Source organism: Brevundimonas vesicularis NBRC 12165, from assembly GCF_001592205.1.
In the GTDB taxonomy this organism is placed as follows: Bacteria; Pseudomonadota; Alphaproteobacteria; order Caulobacterales; family Caulobacteraceae; genus Brevundimonas; species Brevundimonas vesicularis.
Window position 1 is genome coordinate 15067 of record NZ_BCWM01000020.1, and the last position, 21434, is coordinate 36500.

Sequence of the window (21434 nt, forward strand, 5' to 3'; positions counted from 1 at the left end):
ATTGCGCGTTCTATATATACTCGGATGCAACGAAGGGCCTAGCAAACGATATCGTGTCTTCAATCACATCGAAGCTCTCAAAGCGGCAGGTCATCACGCTGAATGGATTTGGGACATTCACCCCGAGCGCTTGGATTCCGAATACATCTCATCGTTCTCGATCGTTATAAACTTCCGTGGAGGATATAACGAACGCAGTGGGCAACTGTTTAACTTCGTTAAATCTTTCGGAATCCCGTTAGTCTACGATGTAGACGATCTAGTGTTCGATGCGTCCGCCGTTGATCAGATCGACGTCTATCGACGCATGACACCAGCAGAGCAGCAAGAATACTTGAGCGGAATTCGCTCTATATCTCGCGCTATGAAAAGTGCTGAATATCACACGACCTCGACGTCGTTTCTGGCATCCTACATCGAAAGATACACCGGTAAGGATGCATGGGTCATTCCGTTCGGCCTGAATGATCGCCAAGTGGAGATCGCCGCCCTCACGAACCCTCCTTGCGATTCCCCACGCTTCATTGGCTATCTAAGCGGCACCAAGACACACCAGAAGGATTTCGCCGAGGCGGCGCCCGCCGTGGCGCGCATTTTGAAAGAATATGACGACGTCTATCTCAAGGTGGTTGGATTTCTAGACACAGAAAAACTGCTGCCCGGCCTGGAAGACAAAATCGTTAAGGTTGATCTGCTGAATTGGGAGGACCTCGTTCTTGAAACGGCGTCTCTTTGGATCAATCTCGCCCCTTTCGAAATCGATAGCCTGTTCTGCCACGCCAAGAGCCAGCTCAAATTTGTCGAAGCCGCGCTTTCTAGGGTTCCTACCATAGCAAGTCCGGTTCCCTCGTTCGCCGAGAGCATAACCTCCGGCCTGAACGGAATTCTGGCCCGGACCGAAGCCGAATGGCACCAAGCGCTGAGCACCTTGCTGGATAATCATGATCTGCACGAACAAATGAGCCGCGAAGCTCATCGCGCCGCCCTATCGCGCTTTTCCCCTCAAGCGATAGGGCATCGATTGGTGGAGGTCTATCAAGACATTATTCAGCAACATGAAGTCAAAAGATCAGTGAGCGCGCCGAAAGACCGTCACGGTCTTCGCAAGGTCGGCGGCTTGTCGATTACGTGGATCATTCCCCAGCCCTTCGAAGCTTCCGGAGGTCACAGAAACATCTTCCGTGCCATCCGCTATTTGGGCGAGTTCGGCCACACCTGTAAAGTCCACATTCTTCCAGATAATCATAGATTCTCAAATGGGGCCGAGGTTGCCGAGTTTATTACCCTTGAATTCTTCAATCTTTATGCTGACGTTATATTGGGTGTCGAAGATATAGGAAACTGCGATATCCTGGTCTCTACTTTCTGGACGACAGCCTACGTGTCCAAGGATAATTCCGAAAAGGCTGCGTTACAGGTCTACTTCCTGCAAGATTTCGAGCCGATGTTCTATCCAATGGGCACCGAATATGTGCGCGCCATGGCGTCTTACGATTTCGGCTTCCACTTCATCACCTCAGGACCTTGGCCTTTAAAAATGTTGGCGGCGACAGTTGGCGAAAAGGAAGGTGATTTCTTCCGCTTCCCGATTGATCGCCAGATATATTACCCCGATATTATCGGACACGGGTCGCGCATGAAGGTCGCCTTCTTCGCCAGACCGCATATGCCGCGACGTTGCTACCCGTTAGGCGTAGCTGCATTGGCCTTAGTCAAGAAAATCCACCCTGACGTCGAGATAGTTTTCTACGGGGACAAGGGCGAAGCCTATAGCGACGTTCCGTTCGAGTTCACCAATCTTGGAATGACGGAAACAATCGAAGAGCTGGGAGATTTATACAGAACCTCCACGGTTGGCCTGTGCTTCTCGACGACGAACCCGTCTCTCGTGCCCTTCGAAATGATGGCTTGCGGATGCCCGGTCGTCGATCTCTCTGCAAACGGCAACGTCGTCAACTACGACAACGCGGACAATGCCGTGCTGGTCGATCCCACACCGGAAGCTATCGCCGCAGGCATTTGCTCGGTTCTGGAAGATGAAGACCTGCGACAACGCCTGTCCGCCAACGGCATCGAACTGGCTGCTCAGTTCCCGACGGAAGTCGAAATGGCCAAGCTGATTGAAGGGTATATGAAAAGCGCTCTCGATAAGAAAAGAATCAGCCAGTCGCTTCATTCGCAGACAATCGTAAAGCCGATGATTTCGTCTCAAAAACGAGCAGGCTAGGCTCTCGGTACTTCCGCAAGGGCAACTTCCTTTCGGAAGTACTTGGCCGCTACAAGTTCAACAGCGCCGGGTCTCCACCTTGCGCGGCGATATTGACGCTGATCGCCTTCTCGGCCGCGTAGCGGATCAGGCTGTTGGGGCCGCCGGCCTTGGGGCCCGTACCTGACAGACCTTCACCGCCAAAGGGCTGTACGCCGACCACGGCGCCGGTGATCGAGCGGTTGACGTAGACGTTTCCGGCGGGGACCAAGTCGACGACTTCGGCGGCGAAGGCTTCGATGCGGCTGTGGACGCCCAGGGTCAGGCCGTAGCCGCGGGCGGCGAGTTTGCCGGCGACCGACTTCAGGTCGGACGGAGCGTAGCGGTAGATGTGCAGGATGGGGCCGAAGACCTCACGCTCCAAGAAGTCGGGCGTGGGGATTTCTGCGATGGTGGGGGCGAACAGATCGCCCTTGTCGGCGCCCATCGGCAGGGCGGCGCGGGCGACGATCTTCGCTTCCTTCGACAGGCGCTCGACGTGGGCTTCGAGGGCGCGACGAGATTCGGGATCGATGACCGGGCCGATGTCGGTCTTAGGATCGGCGGGGTCGGCGACGGTCTGGACCGCCAGAGCGCCCTTCAGGCCCTCGATCAGGGCGTCGGCCGAATCCTTGGGCACATAGAGGACGCGTAGGGCCGAACAGCGCTGGCCGGCCGAGCCGAAGGCCGACTGGATCACGTCGTCGATGACCTGTTCCTTCAACGCCGTCGTATCGATGAACATGCCGTTCAGGCCGCCGGTCTCGGCGATGAAGGGGATGATGGCGCCGGGCCGTGCGGCGATGGCGCGGTTGATGGCGGCGGCCGTGTCGGTGCCGCCGGTAAAGGCGACGCCGTCGATGCCCGGATGGGTGACCAAGGCCGCGCCGACCGTCTCGCCTCGCCCGGGAACCAGCGCCAACAGGTCGGGGGTCAGGCCAGCCTTGTGATACAGGCGTACGGCCTCGGCGGCGATCAGCGGCGTCTGTTCAGCGGGCTTGGCCAGCACGGCGTTGCCGGCGGCGAGGGCCGCGGCGATCTGGCCGGTGAAGATGGCCAGGGGGAAGTTCCACGGCGAGATGCAGGCGAAGACGCCGCGCCCGTGCAGGAACAGCTGGTTGGTCTCGCCGGTCGGACCCTTCAGGGTCTCGGGGGCGGTGAAGTCGCGTTCGGCAAGCAGGGCGTAGTAGCGGCAAAAGTCTGCGGCCTCGCGCACCTCGGCGACGCCGTCGTTCAAGGTCTTGCCCGCCTCGCGGCTGAGCAGGGCGACCAGCCGATCCAGATCGGCCTCCAGCGCCTCTGCCATGGCGCGAAGGACGATGGCGCGTTTCGCCCCGCCCTGGCGGTCCCATTTGACCTGAGCCTCGGCGGCCGCCTGAACGGCGGCGTCGATGTCAGCCGTCTCGGCTTCCGAGACATGGCCCAGCACCTGTGATCGATCGAAGGGATTGGTCACGTCCTGAGCGTTAAGGCCGGCGCGCAGTTTGCCGCCGATGATGGGACCGCTGGTCAACTTCTCGCGGTCGACCAGTTCCAGCGCCCTGGCGTGAGCTTCACGGTCGGCAGCCTGAGAATAATCGCGGCCGAGGGAGTTCTTACGATCGCCGTACATGTCTTTCGGAACCGGAATCTTGGGGTGACGGTCGGGCGCCTGCTCGACCAGGAAAATGGGATCGGCCGCGACGGCCGAGGCGGGCACGCGCTCGTCCAGAAGGGCATGGACGAAGGAGGAGTTGGCGCCGTTTTCAAGCAGGCGACGCACCAGATAGGGCAGCAGTTCCTCGTGCCCGCCAACGGGGGCGTAGGCGCGGACGATGACGGTTTCATCGGTCCAGGCCTCCTGAGCGGCGTCATAAAGCGCCTCGCCCATGCCGTGCAGCCGCTGGTGCTCGACCTTGACGCCGTGATTACGCGCCATACGCCGCACGGCCGCCAGGGTGTGGGCATTGTGACTGGCGAACTGGGAATAGATGGCCGGCGCGGCCTCTATCATGGCCTTGGCGCAGACCAGGTAGTTCAGATCGGTCGCCGCCTTTGTCGTATAGACAGGGTAGTCGGTGCGGCCGAACACTTGGGCGCGCTTGATCTCGGTGTCCCAATAGGCGCCTTTGACCAGGCGCACCATCAGACGACGGCCCGAGCGCCGGGCGAGGTCGGCGACGCGTTCAATCGTTTCCAGCCCGCGCTTCTGATAGGCCTGAACCGCCAGACCCAGGCCGGTCCAGCCGCCCAGTGACGGCTCGTGCGCCAGCCGGTCCAGCAGTTTCAGCGACAGAGCCAGACGGTCCGCCTCCTCGGCATCCATCGTATAGTTGATGTCGTATTTGGCCGCGATCTGGGCTAGGCGCAGGATGCGGGGATACAGGGTCGCCCAGACGTCATCCTCATGCGTCGCCTCATAGCGGGGCGACAGGGCCGACAGTTTCACCGAGACTCCGTGGCCGTGCTCCGGCCCCTGCCCCTTCGACGTCTTGCCCACCGCCTCGATGGCGTCGGCATAGATCTTCTCATATCGGTCGGCGTCGGCCATGGTCCGGGCGCCCTCGCCCAGCATGTCGAAACTGCACAGCCAGCCTTCCTTGTTCGATCGTTTGAGCGCGCTCTGGATGGTGCGGCCGACGACAAACTGCTCGCCCATGATCTTGACCGCCGTGGCCACGGCTTGGCGAATGACCGGCTCGCCTAGACGACCGGCGATCCGCTTCAGGAAGCCGGGCAGGTCGCTGCGGGCCTCGTCGTCCACATCGACCAGCTTGCCGGTCAGCATCAGACCCCAGGTCGACGCGTTGACGAACAGGCTGTCCGACTGACCCAGGTGGGCGGCCCAGTCGGCCGAGCCGATCTTCTCGGCGATCAAGCGGTCGCGGGTGTCCTCGTCCGGCACGCGCAGCAGGGCTTCGGCCAGACACATCAGGGCCAGACCCTCTCGGGTGCCCAGCGAGAATTGCTGCAGGAAGCTTTCGACGACCCCCTGCTTCTTCTGGCTGCGGCGGGCGTGTTCCACCAAAGCCGTCGCCTCGGCGACCACATCCGCCCGTTCGTTCGCATCCAGAGGCATGCGCGCCAGATTGGCGGCGACGGCCTCGCGTTCATCGCGGAACTTGTGCGCGTCCAGACCGTCCCAGGCGGCCAGGCGCGAAGGCATGAAGGCGGGCGTGGTCATCAGTGACAAATCCTGTGGATTTCAGCCGTATATTCCGGAGTTCATTGAAGGTGCTTCGTATGATACGAACCCAGGCCGAAGATCGTTCGGTGCAATGTCGTGATTTCTGATGATCGATATCGACGCCGTTGATCGCCGCATCCTGCGGGTGCTCCAGACCGACGCCCGCATTTCCAACGCCGAACTGGCGAGGCGCTGCAATCTGTCGCCTGCCGCCTGTTTCGAACGGGTCAAAAGGCTGCGCGAAAAGAAGATCATCACCGGCTATGCCGCCATGATCGACCCGGCTCAGGTCGGCCGAGACCTGCTGATCTTCGTCGAGGTCCTGCTGGACCGCACCACCGGCGACGTCTTCGAAGCCTTCGCCGCCGCCGTTCGCAGTCAGCCGGAGGTGCTGGAATGCCACATGGTCGCCGGCGGCTTCGACTATCTGATCAAGGCCCGCGTCGGCGACATGGACGCCTACCGCGCCTTCCTGGGCGATGTGCTGGTGCGGATGCCGGGCGTCCGCGAAACCCGGACGTATGCGGTGTTGGAAGAGGTCAAATCGACGACGGTGCTGCCTCTGTAGGGAGGCTAAAAAATACTTTTGATTGTGGCCTAGCCACCTAGAGCTTTGCGGCAGGTGACGGACGCTCTCAGTTCCCCTAAGCCTGCACGCACAACAACAAGGTACGACGCCGTCGCCAATGCCGGTTATTTTCCCTGTCATCATGTGCGGCGGTTCCGGCACGCGCTTGTGGCCCGCGTCGCGACCGTCGCGCCCAAAGCAGTTCATTCCCCTGTCAGGCAACCGGTCCCTGTTTCAGGAGACCGTCGAGCGCGTCGTCGATCTGACCGGCTCAGAGGGTAGGCTGATCGTCATTGGCGGCGCTGCGCATCGACAGGCGATTTGCGAACAGTTGAAGGAGCTGGGACGCGACGCAATCGTCCTTCTGGAACCCGAAGCACGCGAATCCGCCGCCGCCATGGCCGCCGCCGCCATCTGGACCAGACGACAGCATCCTGATGCGGTGAATTTGTTCGTCGCGTCCGATCACCACATCCCAGACGGCGACGCGTTTCGCGCTGCAGTCCTTACGGCAAGCGAGGCCGCACACACCGGCCGCATCGTCACGTTTGGCGTCGTGCCTTCTGGCCCCTCGTCGGCCTATGGATACATTGCCCCCCGCAGCGAGGGGTTGGCGGAGGTCAAGGCCTTCGTTGAAAAGCCCGACCTCGTCACCGCGGAACGCTATATCGCCGAAGGTTATCTGTGGAACAGCGGCAACTTTGTCGTCCGCGCCGATGTCCTTCAAGATGAGCTCCGCCAGGCCACCGCAGGCCTGATCGAGGCTGTTTCTGATGCGCTCGATTCTTCGCTCTCGGACGGCGGCGCGATCCTCTTGGGCCGCAGATTCGGCGATGCGCCGAAGATCTCCATCGATTACGCCGTCATGGAAAAAACCCGGCGTGCCGCCGTCCTGCCGGTCGGGTTCGATTGGTCGGACCTCGGCGCCTGGGACGCCGTTCACCGGTCGGGAGAGGGCGACGTCGGCCTGCATGTGTTCGAGGACGCCGAGAACTGCCTGGTCCGGGCCTGCGACGGCGTCCTGGTCGCCGCCGTCGGCGTGTCCGATCTCGCCATCGTGGTCGAACGGGACGCGGTATTGGTTACCGATCTGGCGCGGAGCCAGGACGTACGAAAGATCGTGAGTCGATTGGAGGGGCTGTCGCCGCGCCATCTCGACTTCCCGCAGACGCCTCAGGAAACGCTTGAGCAGGGCGCGACGCGCTTCGCGGCGTGGATGCGGCAAACGGCGCTGCCGACCTGGTGCACATTAGGTCAGAACGCCGAGGGCGGCTTCGAGGAGTTGCTGGCCCAGGACGGGCGGCGACTTCCGGCCTCACGACGCGCCGTCGTGCAGGCGCGCCAGCTCCAAGTCTATTCCGCAGCAGGTCGTCTCGGTTGGTCCGGGCCTTGGAACGCTGTGGTCACATCAGGCTTGGCCTGGACACGCCAGCGCCTCGTGAAGACTGATGGGCGGATGCGGACTCGGTTGTCTTTCTCCGGCGCGCCCGAAGACGACACGACAACCATCTATGATCAGGCCTTCCTTCTCTTCGCCCTGGCCGACATTTCGATCGCCATGCCCGCGGCAGCCGTCGAGGATCAGGCGGCCCAAATCCGCGATCACTTGGTGGCTTCCATGAACGCTGACGGCGGTGTCGTGGAAACTGGCGACCATCCCTATCAAGCGAACGCGCATATGCATCTGCTAGAAGCGGCGCTCGCGTGGGAGGACGCAGGAGGCGACTCGTGCTGGGCAGGGCTTTCGGATCGGATCGTCGCCTTGGCGCGAAAACCGTTCATCGATGCCGACACCGGCATGATCCGAGAATACTTCTCTTCCGACTGGTCTCCGGCAGCCGGCGGCGACGGTTCGCTGATAGAGCCCGGTCATCAGTTTGAATGGGCCTGGCTTCTGGCTCGTTACGCCAGAGCCCGCGCCGACGCTGAGACACTCGAGGTGGCTTGGCGACTGTTCGAGGCTGGCCTGAAGGGTATTGATCTCTCGCGGGGGGTGGCGATCGATGCGATGGATATCGACGGCTCGATCCGAAGCGCGCGGGCGCGCCTGTGGCCGCAGACGGAATGGCTGAAGGCCGCCCTGATCCTCGCGTCGTCTTCAGACGATGGTCGACGCGATCTGTGCCTGATGCAAGCCGCCAAAGCGCAGCGCGCCCTCTGGCGTTATCTGACGCCCGTCGGTCTGTGGCGCGACAAAATGCTGGAGAGCGGCGATTTCATCGACGAGCCAGCGCCTGCCAGTTCTCTCTACCACATCATGGCCGCCTATAGTCAGGTCAGGGCCACGCTAGGAGGCCTGCGCCCCGATCTCGCCTCTGCGCTGGATTTATAAGGCTGCCGACATCCATCTCGCCTTCGTCATGCGAAACGTCTAGAAGTTCGCCCCTTACTCAACGGCTCAGGGTCCGCCCGCCTCAATGCGCATCGTTCTGGCCACCGACGCCTGGGAACCCCAGGTCAACGGCGTCGTCCGCACCCTGACGCGCACCGTCGCGGAATGTCGCGGCATGGGCCATGAGGTCGAGGTCATCGAACCCAGTCTGTTCAAGACCATTCCCTGCCCCACCTATCCGGAAATCCGGCTGGCGCTGGGAGCGGAAGAAGAAATCCGCGAGATGCTTCGCGCCTTCGAACCCGAGGCCGTCCACATCGCAACCGAGGGACCAATCGGCATCGCCACGCGCCGCATCTGCGTGGAGTGGAAGCTGCCGTTTACGACCAGCTATCACACCAAATTCCCCGAATATGTCTCGGCGCGTTTTCCGATCCCGGTTCAGGTCGGCTACGCCTATATGAAGTGGTTCCACAAGCCCTCGGGACGGCTGATGGTGGCGACGCCGACCCTGCGCGACGAGCTGGTCGAGCATGGTTTCAAGAACGTCTCGCCTTGGTCGCGGGGCGTGGACACGGATGTGTTCAATCCCGATTTGGAGCGCATCTACGACGAGCTTGGGGGCAAGGACTGGCCCCGGCCCTTCTTCCTGAACGTCGGGCGTGTGGCGGTCGAGAAGAATATCGAGGCCTTCCTGCAACTCGACCTGCCCGGCACCAAGATCGTCGTCGGCGATGGCCCGGCCCGCGCCGAGCTCGAAGAGAAATATCCGGATGCCAAATTCCTCGGCGCCAAGTTCGGCGACGACCTGGCCCGCTGTTTCCGCGACGCCGACGTTTTCGTCTTCCCCAGCTGGACAGACACCTTCGGTCTGGTGATCCTCGAAGCTATGGCGGCCGGGACGCCGGTCGCCGCCTATCCGGCTCACGGCCCGATCGACATCATTCCCGGATCGAACGCAGGCGCAATCGATAAGGACCTCAAGACCGCCTGCCTGCAGTGCCTTGATCTCGATCGCAAGGCTGTGCGCGCCTATGCTGAAAAATTCAGCTGGCGCGCTTCGGCCGAGCAGTTCGTCGAGAACCTGCAACCCTATCCGGAACCCGAGCGCGGGCGATTCTGGCGTCGCCTGCGACGCATCGCCCGTATCCGCAAACGCGCCGCCGCCTGATCCAATTAGAATGCTCAAGCCCAGGCAGGACCTGAAGCCGAATACCGCCGATTACGAAACCCAGGCCTTGGTCAAGCCGACAGGCTTTCGCGAATACGACGCGCGCTGGATCCTGGAAAAAGAGATCAACCTTCTCGGCATTCAAGCGCTGGGCCTTGGCTTGGCCACCTATATCCACGAGAACGGCGTCGCGCCCAAGATCGTCACCGGCCATGACTTTCGTGGCTACAGCCTCAGCGTCAAACAGGCGCTGATCCTGGGGCTGCTGGAAGGCGGGATGGAGGTTCTGGACGTGGGCCTGGCCTTGTCGCCGATGGCCTATTTCGCTCAGTTCGAACTGGATGCGCCGTGCGTCGCCATGGTCACCGCCAGCCACAACGAGAATGGCTGGACCGGGGTGAAAATGGGGGCGAACAAGCCCCTGACCTTCGGCCCCGACGAGATGGGCCGCCTGAAAGAGATCGTTCTGAACGGCGAGGGCGTGGCCCGCCCCGGCGGCAAGCTGGTGCGCGTCGATGACGTCCGCGAAACCTATGTCGCCGACGTGGCCTCCAAGGTGCAGATCAAGCGTCCCCTAAAGGTCGTCTGCGCCTGCGGCAACGGCACAGCCGGCGCCTTCGCCCCCGACGCTCTGCGCCGGATGGGCGTCGAGGTGATCGAGATGGACACCGACCTCGACTACACCTTCCCGAAATACAATCCGAACCCGGAAGATCACGCCATGCTGGTGCAGATGACCCAACGGGTGCGTGAGACGGGCGCCGATCTGGCCCTTGGCTTCGACGGCGACGGCGACCGTTGCGGCGTGGTGGACGACACGGGCGAGGAAATCTTCGCCGACAAGATCGGCCTGATGCTGGCCCGCGACCTGTCCAAGGTCTATCCGGACAGCACCTTTGTCGTCGATGTGAAGTCGACCGGCCTCTACAAGACCGACGAGGTCCTGAAAGCCAATGGCGCCGAGGTCGTCTACTGGAAGACGGGCCACTCCTACATCAAGCGCAAGACCGCCGAACTTGGCGCCCTGGCCGGCTTCGAGAAGTCGGGCCACTTCTTCATGGCGGGCGATCTGGGCCACGGCTACGACGACGGTCTAGTCGCTGCGGGCGCGGTTCTGGCCATGCTGGATCGCAATCCGGACCAAAAACTCAGTGAACTGAAGACCGCCCTCCCAGACGCCTGGACCAGTCTGACCATGTCGCCCCATTGCGACGACGAGCTGAAGTACGGCGTGCTGGAGCGGATCGTGAAGGAATACTCCGACCTGGCCGACGCTGGCGGCGAAATCCTGGGCCGCAAGATCGTCGAGGCCATCACCGTCAACGGCGTTCGCGTGCATCTGGAAGACGGCTCATGGGTCCTGGTCCGCGCCTCGTCCAACAAACCGGAGCTGGTCGTGGTGGTCGAGAGCATGCGGTCCGAAGACGACATGCGCGATCTGTTCCGCAAAGAGATCAAGCCGCGCCTGGCCGCCTATCCTGAAATCGGCGCCTTCAACCAAGAAATCTGAAAGATCACAGCGGACTGAACCAATCGCGCTCGTGACCGCTTCCCTCTCGGCTGAGGCCAGGAGGGAAGATTGCCGCGCTACTTTTTCCATACCCAGAACGGAGATTGCATCCGCGACGATCAGGGCGAGGAACTGAGGAGCGTTGACGCGGCCCGCGAGGAGGCCGTCGCCGTGCTGGGCGAAATCCTTCGCTACCGAGGCGCGTCGTTCTGGACGACCCGCGCCTTCAGCGTCATCGTCACGGATACCGAAGGTCGAACGGTCGTCAGCGTCACGGCGTCCGCATCCGATCAGGCGCCCGAGGGCTGGACATTGACGGGGGACGCGTGATGACCAAGGGTGGCAGCGTCTCAAAGATCACCACGCTGGTCGACAAATTGTCGCTTCGGGACCGGCTCAATCCCGAAGAGATAGAGGCGTTAAGCGCAGTCCTCGATGCGCCCAAAACCGTCTCCGCCGGATCCGATATCGTGCGCGAGCACACCCGCCCGCTGCACAGCACCCTTCTGATTTCGGGCTTTTCCGCGCGTTACTCCACGCTGGAGGACGGGTCGCGTCAGATCACGGAAATCAATGTGTCCGGCGACTTCATCGACCTGCACAGCCTGTTGATGAAGCAGATGGATCACGGCGTCGTCGCCCTGACCGACTGCGTGATCGCAGAGGCGCCGCACAGCGGCTTGATCGACATCACCGAGCGACATCCACACCTGGGCCGACTGCTTTGGCTGGACACCATCATCGACGCCGCCATCCATCGACAGTGGCTGGTGGCCATGGGCCGGCGCAGCGGCCTGGGCCATCTGGCGCATCTGGTGTGCGAGCTTTACCTGCGCCTCCAGGCCGTCGGCCAAACAGGTGATTTGACCTTCGAACTCCCGCTGACGCAAACGACCTTGGGTGATGCGCTGGGCCTCTCGACCGTCCATGTCAGCCGCCTGATTTCCGAGCTTCGCAGCGAGGGGGTCGTCGCTTGGGCGGGCGGGCGCATCGATATTGTCGACTGGCGTCGCTTGGCCGAGATCGCCGAGTTCGACCCCACCTATTTGCGCCTGCAATCCGAGCCCGTCTGATCACTTAACGCATGTTATCGCACCGAACGGCGATCGGCCGTCTAGACGGGGCATGTCCCAGTCGAACCTCGCGCACGCTCTGTTGTCTGCCCTTGCAGTTCAGGGCCTGGACGAAGGTGACGCCTTCTTCGCCGAGGCTGGCGCACGAACCTCAACCACACAGAATGGCGAAGCTGTCGTCACACAGATCTTGTCGGGTGTCGTGGCGCGGATCGGGCTCGACGGCGCTCTGTCGCATGGGCTGGCGTCCAGCTACGACGTAATCAACTTCGACGCTGTATTGGGCGGCGGTGAGCCAGAGTCGGCCGTTTGGTTGACGGCCGGACGATATCTGACCTTCTCCGCTCGCAAGCTGGCGCAAAAGATTGATCGCGACAGTCTGGTCGAGATGGCGTTGATTGATCTTCGCCGTCGCAACATCGCCCTTCAGGCTGAGCTTTCGCGCCACGCCACATTGAAAGTCAGCCAACGCCTGGCCGCCCTATTGCTCGACGTTCACGACCGAAGGGGAGGCGACGTCCTCGCCCTGCGTCAAACCGAGTTGTCGCATTTGATGGCTGTGCGACGCGCCAGCATATCGACCGCCTGCACCGAACTATGCGCCGCCGGCGCCGTGCGGCTGCGGCGCGGCGCGATCCAGATCACCGATGCAGACGCCCTGCGGCAGATGACGGACGAGGCCTATTCGACCGTGACAGACTTGGCCAGGTTGCGGGGCTGATCGACGTCGGTGCCCTTCTGGACGGCTGTGTAATAGGCCAAAAGCTGCACCGGCACGGCATAGACCAGGGGCGCGATCAGCGGGTGACAGTCGGGGGCGTGGATGCGGCGAATGCCGGCGCCGTGCGGATCGGGCGCCTTTTCCGGCGCGATCATGATGACCGGGCCGCCCCGCGCGGCGACCTCTTGTAGATTAGACGCGGTCTTTTCGAACACGTCGTCCAGCGGAGCCAGGGCGATTGTCGGGGTCTCTTCATCGATCAAGGCGATGGGGCCATGTTTTAACTCTCCGGCGGCATAGCCCTCGGCGTGAATATAGCTGATCTCCTTCAGCTTCAGCGCGCCCTCCATGGCCAGCGGGAACATGGCGCCCCGGCCTAGGAAAAGGACATCGTCGGCCTTTGACAGGTCATGGGTCACGGCGCGAATGCTATCGCCCATTGTCAGGGCCTCAGCGATCAGGCGCGGGCTTTCGAACAGAGCCTTGACCAGTTCGGCCTCGGTCGCAGCATCGATCCGGCCGCGCGCCACGCCCGCCGCCACGGCCAAGGCCAGCAGGGCCGCGACTTGGGCGGTAAAGGCCTTGGTCGAGGCGACGCCGATCTCGGGTCCGGCATGGGTGGGCCACAAAACGGCCGCTTCGCGCGCCATCGACGACGAATGGACATTGACGACGGCGGCGGTCTGCAACCCTTGCGCCTTGCACCACGTCAGGCTGGCCAGGGTGTCGGCCGTCTCGCCCGACTGGCTGACGGCGACCGCCAGCGTCTTGGGCGACACGGCAGGCGAGCGATAGCGGAACTCGGACGCGATCTCGACGTCGCAGGGCAGGCCGGCCAGCTTCTCGAACGCATAACGGCCGATCTGGCCGGCGTAAAAGGCCGTGCCGCAGGCGACGATCTGGATGCGGTCGATGGCGGCGAAATCGACGGGATTGGTCTTGGCCTTTCCCGTCACCAGGTCGAGATATTCCGACAAGGTGTGCTGGACGCTGTCGGGCTGTTCATGGATCTCCTTTTCCATGAAGTGGCGATATTCGCCCTTCTCGACCATGGCCGAGGAGGCCGAGACCTGAACGATGGCGCGTTCGACCGGCTTGCCCGCCACGTCGAACATCTGAGCGCCGGCCTTGGTCACGGCGACGTAATCGCCCTCTTCCAGATAGGAAATCTTTTGGGTGAACGGACCGACGGCTAGCGCGTCCGACCCCAGATACATCTCGTCCTCGCCCCAGCCGACGACCAGAGGGCTGCCGCGTCGCGCGCCCAGTATTAGGTCGTCCGTCCCGTCGATCAGCACCGCAAGCGCATAGGCGCCCGTCAGGCGGTTCAAAGTGGTCTTGAACGCCTCCAGAGGGCTGCGGCCCGTATTCAGTTCGGCGTCCAGCAGGTGGGCGATGACCTCGGTGTCGGTCTGGCTTTCGAAGACATGGCCTTCGGCGGCCAGTTCGGCCTTCAGCTCAGCGAAGTTCTCGATGATGCCGTTGTGGACCAGGGTGACGCGCCCAGCCTTGTGCGGGTGGGCGTTCTCCGTCGTCGGCGCGCCGTGCGTGGCCCAGCGGGTATGGCCGATGCCGACCGTCGCCGTCATCGGATCCTCGGCCAGGACGGCTTCCAGATTGCGGATCTTGCCCTTGGCGCGGCGGCGCTCGACCGACCCGTTCACGACTGCGGCGACGCCGGCGGAATCATAGCCGCGGTACTCCAGCCGTTTCAGGCTGTCGATCAGCCGGGGAACGACAGGACCATTGCCGGTGACGCCGATGATGCCGCACATGAGCGAAGGCTCCGAGAAGTCAGGATAAGGGCGCCGCTTTGCACTGGCGGCGATCCGGGGCTAAGCCACACATCAAGCCCCACCGGCCGTCTATGCAATCTTAAGGCGGGCCGCATCAAAAAAGGGGTTTCGGAACGTTACCCGAAACAAAGGACCAGGCCTTGGGCGACAGAAAATATTTCGGCACCGACGGCATTCGCGGCCGCGCCAACACCTATCCGATGACGGCCGAAGTCGCGCTGCGCGTGGGTCTGGCCGCCGGGAAACTGTTCCGCACCGACGACGACCGCCGCCATCTGGTGGTGATCGGCAAGGATACCCGCCTGTCAGGCTATACGATCGAGCCGGCCTTGGTCGCCGGTTTCGCTTCGGTCGGAATGGACGTGCGCACCTTCGGGCCCGTGCCGACGCCTGGCGTGGCCATGCTGACCCGCTCGATGCGCGCCGATCTGGGCGTGATGATATCGGCCTCGCACAACGACTATGCCGACAACGGCATCAAGCTGTTCGGGCCGGACGGTTACAAGCTGTCGGACGAGATCGAACTGAAGATCGAGGCCATGATGGATCAGGGTCTCGACCAAGGCCTGGCGCCGTCGAACAAACTGGGCCGGGTCAAACGCATCGACGACGCCCAGGCCCGCTATATTGAGATCGCCAAACAGGCCTTCCCCAAGCGGCTGACGTTGCAAGGCCTGCGCATCGCCGTCGATTGCGCCAACGGCGCCGGCTACAAGGTCGCGCCGACCACCCTGTTCGAACTGGGCGCCGAAGTCTTCCCCGTGGGCGTGACCCCGAACGGCACCAACATCAACGCCGAGTGCGGCTCGACCCATCCGGCGACCCTGGCCGATGCGGTCAAACGCTACCGCGCCGATATCGGCATCGCCCTGGACGGCGACGCCGACCGACTGATCATCTGCGACGAGACGGGTCGGGTCGTGGACGGCGATCAGATCATGGCCCTTGTCGGGCTGGACTGGGCCAGGCGCGGCCTCCTGACCGGAGGTGGCGTCGTGGCCACCGTCATGTCCAATCTGGGGCTGGAGCGTAAACTGAAAGCCGAAGGCCTGAGGCTAGAGCGCACCAAGGTCGGCGACCGCTATGTCATGGAACGGATGCGCGAAGGCGGTTTCAACATCGGCGGCGAGCAGTCGGGCCACATCATCCTGCACGACCACGCCACCACCGGCGACGGCCTGATGGCGGCGCTGCAGGTGCTGGCCGTCCTGGTCGAATCCGGCAAGCCGATGAGCGAACTGGCCCGCCAGTTCGAGCCCGTGCCGCAAAAGCTGGAGAACGTCCGCTTCACCGCCGACAAGCCGCTGGAGACCGACACGGTCAAGGCCGCCATCGCCGAGGCCGAGGCGGCGCTGAACGGCTCGGGCCGCCTGCTGGTGCGGCCATCGGGCACGGAAAAACTGATCCGCGTCATGGCCGAGGGCGACGACGAGGCGCTGGTCAAGCGGGTGGTGGCCGATGTGGCGGGCGCGGTGCGCTCAGCCTAGGGCTTGCACGCCGCCGGCGGGTCTCCGTCGCGTTCCCACAGTTTGCAGGACCGGTCGATCTCTCCCTGGATCAGGTCGCAGGGGTTGGCGGCGTTGCAGGGCGGGCGGGTCGCCGGGCTGACCTGGATGCAGCGCTCGACCAGCCGGGCCGAGGCGGCGGCGCCGATGGCTTCGCGGCAGGGAACCTCGCTGATCGGCACCGGCTGAGCGGGCATGTCTGGACCCTCGGGAATGCTGGCCTCAGGGTCCTCGGCCGGTTTGGCGGCTTCCTTCTCCGCAGCCGCCGGCTTGACGGGCGCGGCAGGCGGCGGAGCGTCCGGCGCCAGTGGAACCGCGTCGATGACGTTGCTGCTTGCCGCCGTGTCTCCGGGCGCAGGCTGATCGGCTGGATCAGCGCGCTGACATCCGGCCATCAACAGAACGCAGGCGGCCATCGAAAGCCAGGGGGATCGACGCATCGACTTGTCTCCGGTCAGGACTGACCGAACAAGGATGCCCGTCCGCGCCCCGAGGTGAAACCCCTATCGCTTCACCGCCGCCAAGGCCGCCTTTTGCAGGGCGAACAGTTCGGTGCAGCCGATCTCGGCCAGCGAGAAGAGCCGGTCGAACTCGGCGCGCGAGAAACCGCGCTTCTCGCCGGTGGCCTGGACCTCGACGATCTGGCCCGAACCGGTCAGGACGAAGTTCGAATCCGCCTCGGCCTCGGAATCCTCTTCGTAATCGAGGTCCAGCACCGGCACGCCGTCGCAGACGCCGCACGACACGGCCGCCACCTGATCCGTGATCGGGTCCGCCTTAAGCACGCCCTCGTCGCGCAGATAGTTCAGGGCCAGGCTCATGGCGACCCAGGCGCCGGTGATCGACGCCGTGCGGGTGCCGCCGTCGGCCTGGATGACGTCGCAGTCGATCAGCACCTGACGTTCGCCGAGCGCCTTCAGGTCCACCACGGCGCGCAGGGAGCGGCCAATCAACCGCTGGATCTCTTGCGTGCGGCCCGACTGTTTGCCGGCGGCGGCCTCACGACGCCCGCGCGTGTGAGTGGCGCGGGGCAGCATGCCGTATTCGGCCGTCACCCATCCCTGACCCGTGTTGCGCATCCAGCCCGGCACCTTGTCCTCGATCGAGGCGGTCACCAGCACCTTGGTGTTGCCGAAGCTGATCAGGCACGAACCCTCGGCATAGCGGTTGACGCCGGTCTCGATGGTGACGGGACGCAGTTGATCGTCGGTGCGTTGCGAATGGCGCATGGGAGGGATCCTTGGAAGTCTGACCTTGGAAGCTGTGGCGGCGGTGCTTATCCTGAAACCGTGAGCCTGTATGCCCCGAAAAACCCGCCGTTCGACGCCGGCCAGTCCCTCGCGGGTCTGGCGGGGCTGGATGCGCGGGCGCGCGACATCTTCCGTCGTATCGTGGAATCCTATCTGGAGACAGGCGAGCCGGTCGGGTCGCGGACCCTGTCGCTGGGGGGCATCGCCCTGTCGCCTGCCTCGATCCGCAACACCATGCAGGATCTGACCCTCGCGGGCCTGCTGGCGGCGCCCCACACCTCGGCCGGGCGCATCCCGACCCATGCAGGCCTTCGCCTGTTCGTCGACGGCCTGCTGGAAGTCGGCGACCTGACCAAGGAAGAGCGTCGCGAGATCGACGGGCGGCTCGCCGGGCGCGGCCGGAACTTCGAGTCCGCCTTGGACGAGGCCTCGAACCTGCTGTCCGGCCTGGCCGGCGGTGCGGGCGTCGTATCGAGCCCGGTCCGTGATTCCGGCGTCAAACATGTCGAGTTTGTCGCCCTGGGCGGCGATCAGGCCCTGGCGGTCATCGTCGCTGACGACGGCACGGTCGAAAACCGCATCATGACCCTGTCGGCCGGCGTCACGCCTTCGACCCTGGTCGAGGCCTCCAACTTTCTGAACGCCCGCCTGCGCGGCCGCCCCTTCGCCGACGCCAAGCGAGAGATGACCCAGGAGCTGGAAATCGCACGGCGTGAACTGGACCAGACGGCCGCCCGCCTGGTCGAGGACGGATTCGCTGCGTGGTCCGGCGGCCAGGATCGCGAGCGCGCCCTGATTGTGCGGGGCCGCGCCAACCTGCTTCAGGACCGGGAAGGCCTGGCCGATCTGGAACGGGTCCGCGTCCTTTTCGATGATCTGGAGCAGAAGGAACAGCTGATCGGCCTGCTGGACGGCGTCGATGCGGCCCAAGGCGTGCGCATTTTCATCGGCGCGGAGACACGGTTGTTTTCACTTTCGGGTTCCGCCGTGATCGCGGCGCCCTATATGAGCGGCCGACAGCGGGTTCTGGGCGCCATCGGCGTGATAGGCCCCGCAAGACTGAACTACGCCCGTGTCATTCCGTTGGTGGACTATACCGCCCGGGTGCTGGGCCGGATGCTGGACGGGAACGACAAGTGAGCGACAAGCCCCTTAACGACGAACTAAACGCCGTGGACGCCGACATGGCCGAAACCAACGCCGAACACGGCCTGGACGCCTATCCGTCAGACGATCTGGCGCCGCTGGACGCCGTGATCGCCGAGCGTGACGAATGGAAGGACCGCGCCCTGCGCGTCGCCGCCGAGATGGAGAATCTGAAGCGCCGTTCGGAGACGCAGCAGAACGACGCCCGCGCCTTCGCCATTCAACGCTTCGCCAAGGACCTTCTGGGCGTCGCCGACAATCTGGAACGCGCCCTTATGGCTGCGCCCAAGGACGCCGAGGGCGCGACCGCTGGTCTGGTGACCGGGTTGGAGCTGACGCAGAAGGCCCTGCTGCAAGCCTTCGACGCCAACGGCCTGAAGCGCGTCGCGCCCCAGGCCGGCGAGGCCTTCAACCCGCATCTCCACCAGGCGATGATGGAACAGCCGTCCGAGACCGTGCCCGGCGGATCGGTGATCCAGACCATGCAGTCCGGTTTTGAACTGTTCGGCCGCACCGTGCGCCCCGCCATGGTCGTCGTCGCCGCCAAGGGATCCGGCGCCCAGACTCCCAACCCCTATGGCGCCGCCGCCGCCGCCGACGGTCAGGCCTTCGACGGCAAGGCCTGATCTGCGGTCTTCAGGCGGCGTCGGTCAGAACTGACGCCGCCAGGCTCCGATCAAGGCGAACTCCGGCGGCGCGTCTGCGACATGGCGCGGCTCGCGGCTGGCGACCGCTTGCAGCGTCATGCTGGACCCATCCCACAGCCGACGTTCGCCACCGAGGATAAAGTCGATCTGGCGGCCGCTGGGCGTCGCCGAGAAGCTGCGGCGCGAATAGGTCAGCGGATCGAAATATTCGACAGGAACATCCGCCAGCATGGCCGAGAAGGTTCCGCGCTCGATCCTGAGCGGCTGAGCCAGGGTCAAGCTGATCCGGTCACAGATCATCGAACAGCCCGTCAGGAGCCCCAGCCGCCAGTTCGAACTGATCGCCGCCTGATCCATCGACAGGAACCGACCCTCGATCCGCGTAGACCCCATCCCCGCCTCGCCGATCAGACGCAGGCCCGGTCGCAGGGCCCAGTCGCCGCCCAAGGCATAGAAGCTGGTCCGTGACGGCAGGGCGAAGTCGGATCCGCCCGGCAGGAAGGCACCCAAAGGCCCTAGCCGTTCATCCAAGGCGCCCACGCTGAACGACATACCGCCCTCCGCTCCGCGCCATCCGATCGCCGCGCGACTATAAGTCGAGGCGTCCTGCTCGACACGACGCAGCGGCATCCGGCGATCGCCGCCGCCGCTCTCGCCCGACACCGTCACCGGGCCGAACCGCATCGCGCCGCGTACGGCGTGATCGGCCTGGGCCAGGGCGGCGAAACCGTCGCCCGCCGCACCGTTGAACGGCGAGGTCGCCCCGCCCTTGCCTTGCCAGACCGAGAAATTCATCCGGCCCGTGGCGACATCCAGCATTGCCTCCTGCCGCGGCTCGTCCCCCATCCAGGGCGCATCATAGAGATCGTGACGAGGCGCGATCGGGTCAGGTCGCGCGCTGGGTTGGGCCGCGATCAGGTTCAATCGACCGCCGCCCGGCAGGGCCAGGCTGGTTGTCGCCGTGGTATTCTGCTCGAACGGCGCCGCCTGATAGGATCGGCTGGGCGCAGTCGGATAGGCGCCGCCCAGTTGGACGGCGAACATCCGATCGTAAGCGTCGTAGAGCACCGTATTCAGCGCCGTCTGCCGACCGAAAGCGTCCCCGAATGCGGCGCCGACGAAGCTGCCCGGTTCACTCATGCTGACAATGGAACTCCCGTCAGCCATCGGCGTCGAGGTCGTTCCGACCGGTCTGAACGCGCCGGCCATGTCCAGCAGGCCGCGCCCATAGACGATGTCCGTGCCGGGATCGCCGGCGTCGCGTGCGGTCGTCAGCAAGATATCCAGAGCCGCACGCGCCGACAGATTGGGGAAGGCCTGCATCAGCAAAGCGAGCGCGCCGGACACATGCGGCGCCGAGAAGGAGGTGCCGTTGACGCGCCAGCACGACGTGCCCTCACACCCGGTGATCACATCCTCGCCCGGCGCAGAAATATAGCCGACCGCCGTATCCCCTGCCCGGTTCGAGAAGCTGGACATCGCATCGGTCGCGCCGTGCGATCCGACCGCGATGACGCTGCCGGCGAACCGGGGGTCGATGGCGTAACGCGCGGGCCAGCCCGGATTGGCGTTTCCGTCATTGCCCGACGAAGCCACGATCACGGCGCCCGAGTTGACGGCTCGCAGCAGCGCCGCCTCGAATGCCGAGCCCAGCCGCCCATCGCCGCCCAGCGACATGTTGATGATCTTGACGCCATTGGCGACGGCGTAGTCCAGCGCGCGCACCAGATCCGAACTGCTGAAACAGACGTCCGTGTTCTTGTCCGTGCAGTCGGAGATATCGGTGCGGATCGACAGGATGGTCGAATTGTACGCCACGCCAATCGTACCGAACCCGTTGAAGTTCGAGGCGATCACGCCCGACACGCGCGTGCCGTGGCTGCTTGACGCCACATAGGGCGTATTGCGCCCCACGACGACGTCCGTCGAGGCGCTGGAGATACGCCCCTCCAACTCTGGCAAGGTATTGGCGATACCGGAGTCGACGACGGCGACGGTGACGCCGGCTCCAGTCGCCCCGGCCTGCCAAGCGGATTGGACCTTCATATTGGCCAGGCCGTAGTTCCGCAGATACTCGCTCGACGTGACCGAAGGAGGGGGCGGCGGCGGCGGAGGCGGTGGTGGGGGCGGAGGTGGGGGAGGCGGCGGGGGTGGCGGGGGCGGAGGAACGGGGGGCGTGATCGTGCCGCCGCCGCCACCGCCTCCACCACCGCCTCCGCACCCTGCGAGAGGCAGAAACAGCAGACCGATACCCAGGACGATCGCCCCACGAAGCCGCAATCCGTTCACGCCCTACCCTCCCAT

General features: G+C 64.0%; 16 protein-coding genes. 11 read left to right on the forward strand and 5 right to left on the reverse strand.

Annotation, left to right across the window (positions count from 1 at the left end):
• Nucleotide 1 precedes the first annotated feature (1 nt).
• The gene (locus tag BVE01S_RS14275; protein WP_146112022.1) at nucleotides 2–2227 is read left to right on the forward strand and encodes a glycosyltransferase family 4 protein; all 2226 of its coding nucleotides are present in this window, start codon (nucleotides 2–4) and stop codon (nucleotides 2225–2227) included.
• Between the two features lie 49 nt (nucleotides 2228–2276).
• On the opposite strand, the gene putA is transcribed toward BVE01S_RS14275, so the two are convergent.
• Nucleotides 2277–5408 (reverse strand): bifunctional proline dehydrogenase/L-glutamate gamma-semialdehyde dehydrogenase PutA, encoded by a 3132-nt coding sequence (gene putA / locus BVE01S_RS14280; protein ID WP_088582587.1) that lies wholly within the window; start codon nucleotides 5406–5408, stop codon nucleotides 2277–2279.
• Between the two features lie 109 nt (nucleotides 5409–5517).
• Between putA and BVE01S_RS14285 the strand changes: the two genes are divergently transcribed.
• The 7 genes from BVE01S_RS14285 (at nucleotide 5518) to BVE01S_RS14315 (ending at nucleotide 12786) form a co-directional block, all read left to right on the forward strand.
• Nucleotides 5518–5979 carry an Lrp/AsnC ligand binding domain-containing protein gene (locus BVE01S_RS14285; RefSeq protein WP_039243792.1) on the forward strand — a complete coding sequence of 154 codons (462 nt, stop codon included), beginning with the start codon at nucleotides 5518–5520 and terminating at the stop codon, nucleotides 5977–5979.
• Between the two features lie 118 nt (nucleotides 5980–6097).
• Entirely contained in the window at nucleotides 6098–8311 is a 2214-nt protein-coding gene (locus tag BVE01S_RS14290) for an AGE family epimerase/isomerase (protein ID WP_240612162.1), read from the forward strand.
• Nucleotides 8312–8396: 85 nt separating this feature from the next.
• Nucleotides 8397–9482 (forward strand): glycosyltransferase family 4 protein, encoded by a 1086-nt coding sequence (locus BVE01S_RS14295; protein ID WP_066628947.1) that lies wholly within the window; start codon nucleotides 8397–8399, stop codon nucleotides 9480–9482.
• A 10-nt stretch (nucleotides 9483–9492) separates the two neighbouring features.
• Nucleotides 9493–10992, forward strand: coding sequence for a phosphomannomutase/phosphoglucomutase (locus tag BVE01S_RS14300; protein WP_066628949.1), 1500 nt, complete (start codon nucleotides 9493–9495; stop codon nucleotides 10990–10992).
• 69 nt (nucleotides 10993–11061) lie between these two features.
• Nucleotides 11062–11322, forward strand: a complete 261-nt coding sequence (locus BVE01S_RS14305) for a DUF6894 family protein (protein WP_066628951.1) — start codon at nucleotides 11062–11064, stop codon at nucleotides 11320–11322.
• Entirely contained in the window at nucleotides 11322–12065 is a 744-nt protein-coding gene (locus tag BVE01S_RS14310) for a Crp/Fnr family transcriptional regulator (RefSeq protein ID WP_066629015.1), read from the forward strand. Before BVE01S_RS14305 ends, BVE01S_RS14310 begins: the two co-directional genes overlap by 1 nt.
• Nucleotides 12066–12117: 52 nt before the next feature.
• Nucleotides 12118–12786, forward strand: a complete 669-nt coding sequence (locus BVE01S_RS14315) for a Crp/Fnr family transcriptional regulator (protein ID WP_066628953.1) — start codon at nucleotides 12118–12120, stop codon at nucleotides 12784–12786.
• On the opposite strand, the gene glmS is transcribed toward BVE01S_RS14315, so the two are convergent.
• Complete coding sequence (glmS, locus tag BVE01S_RS14320) at nucleotides 12747–14561, reverse strand: glutamine--fructose-6-phosphate transaminase (isomerizing) (protein ID WP_066628956.1); 1815 nt, start codon at nucleotides 14559–14561, stop codon at nucleotides 12747–12749. The genes BVE01S_RS14315 and glmS overlap by 40 nt on opposite strands.
• A gap of 161 nt (nucleotides 14562–14722) precedes the next feature.
• On the opposite strand from glmS, the gene glmM reads away from it, so the two are divergent.
• A complete protein-coding gene (gene glmM / locus BVE01S_RS14325; RefSeq protein WP_084375424.1) occupies nucleotides 14723–16069 on the forward strand; it encodes a phosphoglucosamine mutase in 1347 nt (448 codons plus the stop codon).
• On the opposite strand, the gene BVE01S_RS14330 is transcribed toward glmM, so the two are convergent.
• Together BVE01S_RS14330 and rph are read right to left on the reverse strand one after the other, a co-directional pair.
• Nucleotides 16066–16527: a hypothetical protein gene (locus BVE01S_RS14330; protein WP_157076474.1), complete on the reverse strand. Its 462-nt coding sequence runs from the start codon at nucleotides 16525–16527 to the stop codon at nucleotides 16066–16068. The genes glmM and BVE01S_RS14330 overlap by 4 nt on opposite strands.
• Nucleotides 16528–16590: 63 nt before the next feature.
• Nucleotides 16591–17316 carry a ribonuclease PH gene (rph, locus tag BVE01S_RS14335; protein WP_055754224.1) on the reverse strand — a complete coding sequence of 242 codons (726 nt, stop codon included), beginning with the start codon at nucleotides 17314–17316 and terminating at the stop codon, nucleotides 16591–16593.
• Between the two features lie 66 nt (nucleotides 17317–17382).
• Here rph and hrcA point away from each other — a divergent pair, with 66 nt between their 5' ends.
• Both hrcA and grpE read left to right on the forward strand, forming a co-directional pair.
• Nucleotides 17383–18477: a heat-inducible transcriptional repressor HrcA gene (gene hrcA, locus BVE01S_RS14340; protein WP_055754458.1), complete on the forward strand. Its 1095-nt coding sequence runs from the start codon at nucleotides 17383–17385 to the stop codon at nucleotides 18475–18477.
• Nucleotides 18478–18521: 44 nt separating this feature from the next.
• Entirely contained in the window at nucleotides 18522–19109 is a 588-nt protein-coding gene (gene grpE / locus BVE01S_RS14345; protein WP_240612175.1) for a nucleotide exchange factor GrpE, read from the forward strand.
• A 24-nt stretch (nucleotides 19110–19133) separates the two neighbouring features.
• Here grpE and BVE01S_RS14350 read toward each other — a convergent pair whose 3' ends face one another.
• Nucleotides 19134–21176, reverse strand: coding sequence for a S8 family peptidase (locus BVE01S_RS14350; protein ID WP_066628964.1), 2043 nt, complete (start codon nucleotides 21174–21176; stop codon nucleotides 19134–19136).
• Nucleotides 21177–21434 lie beyond the last annotated feature (258 nt).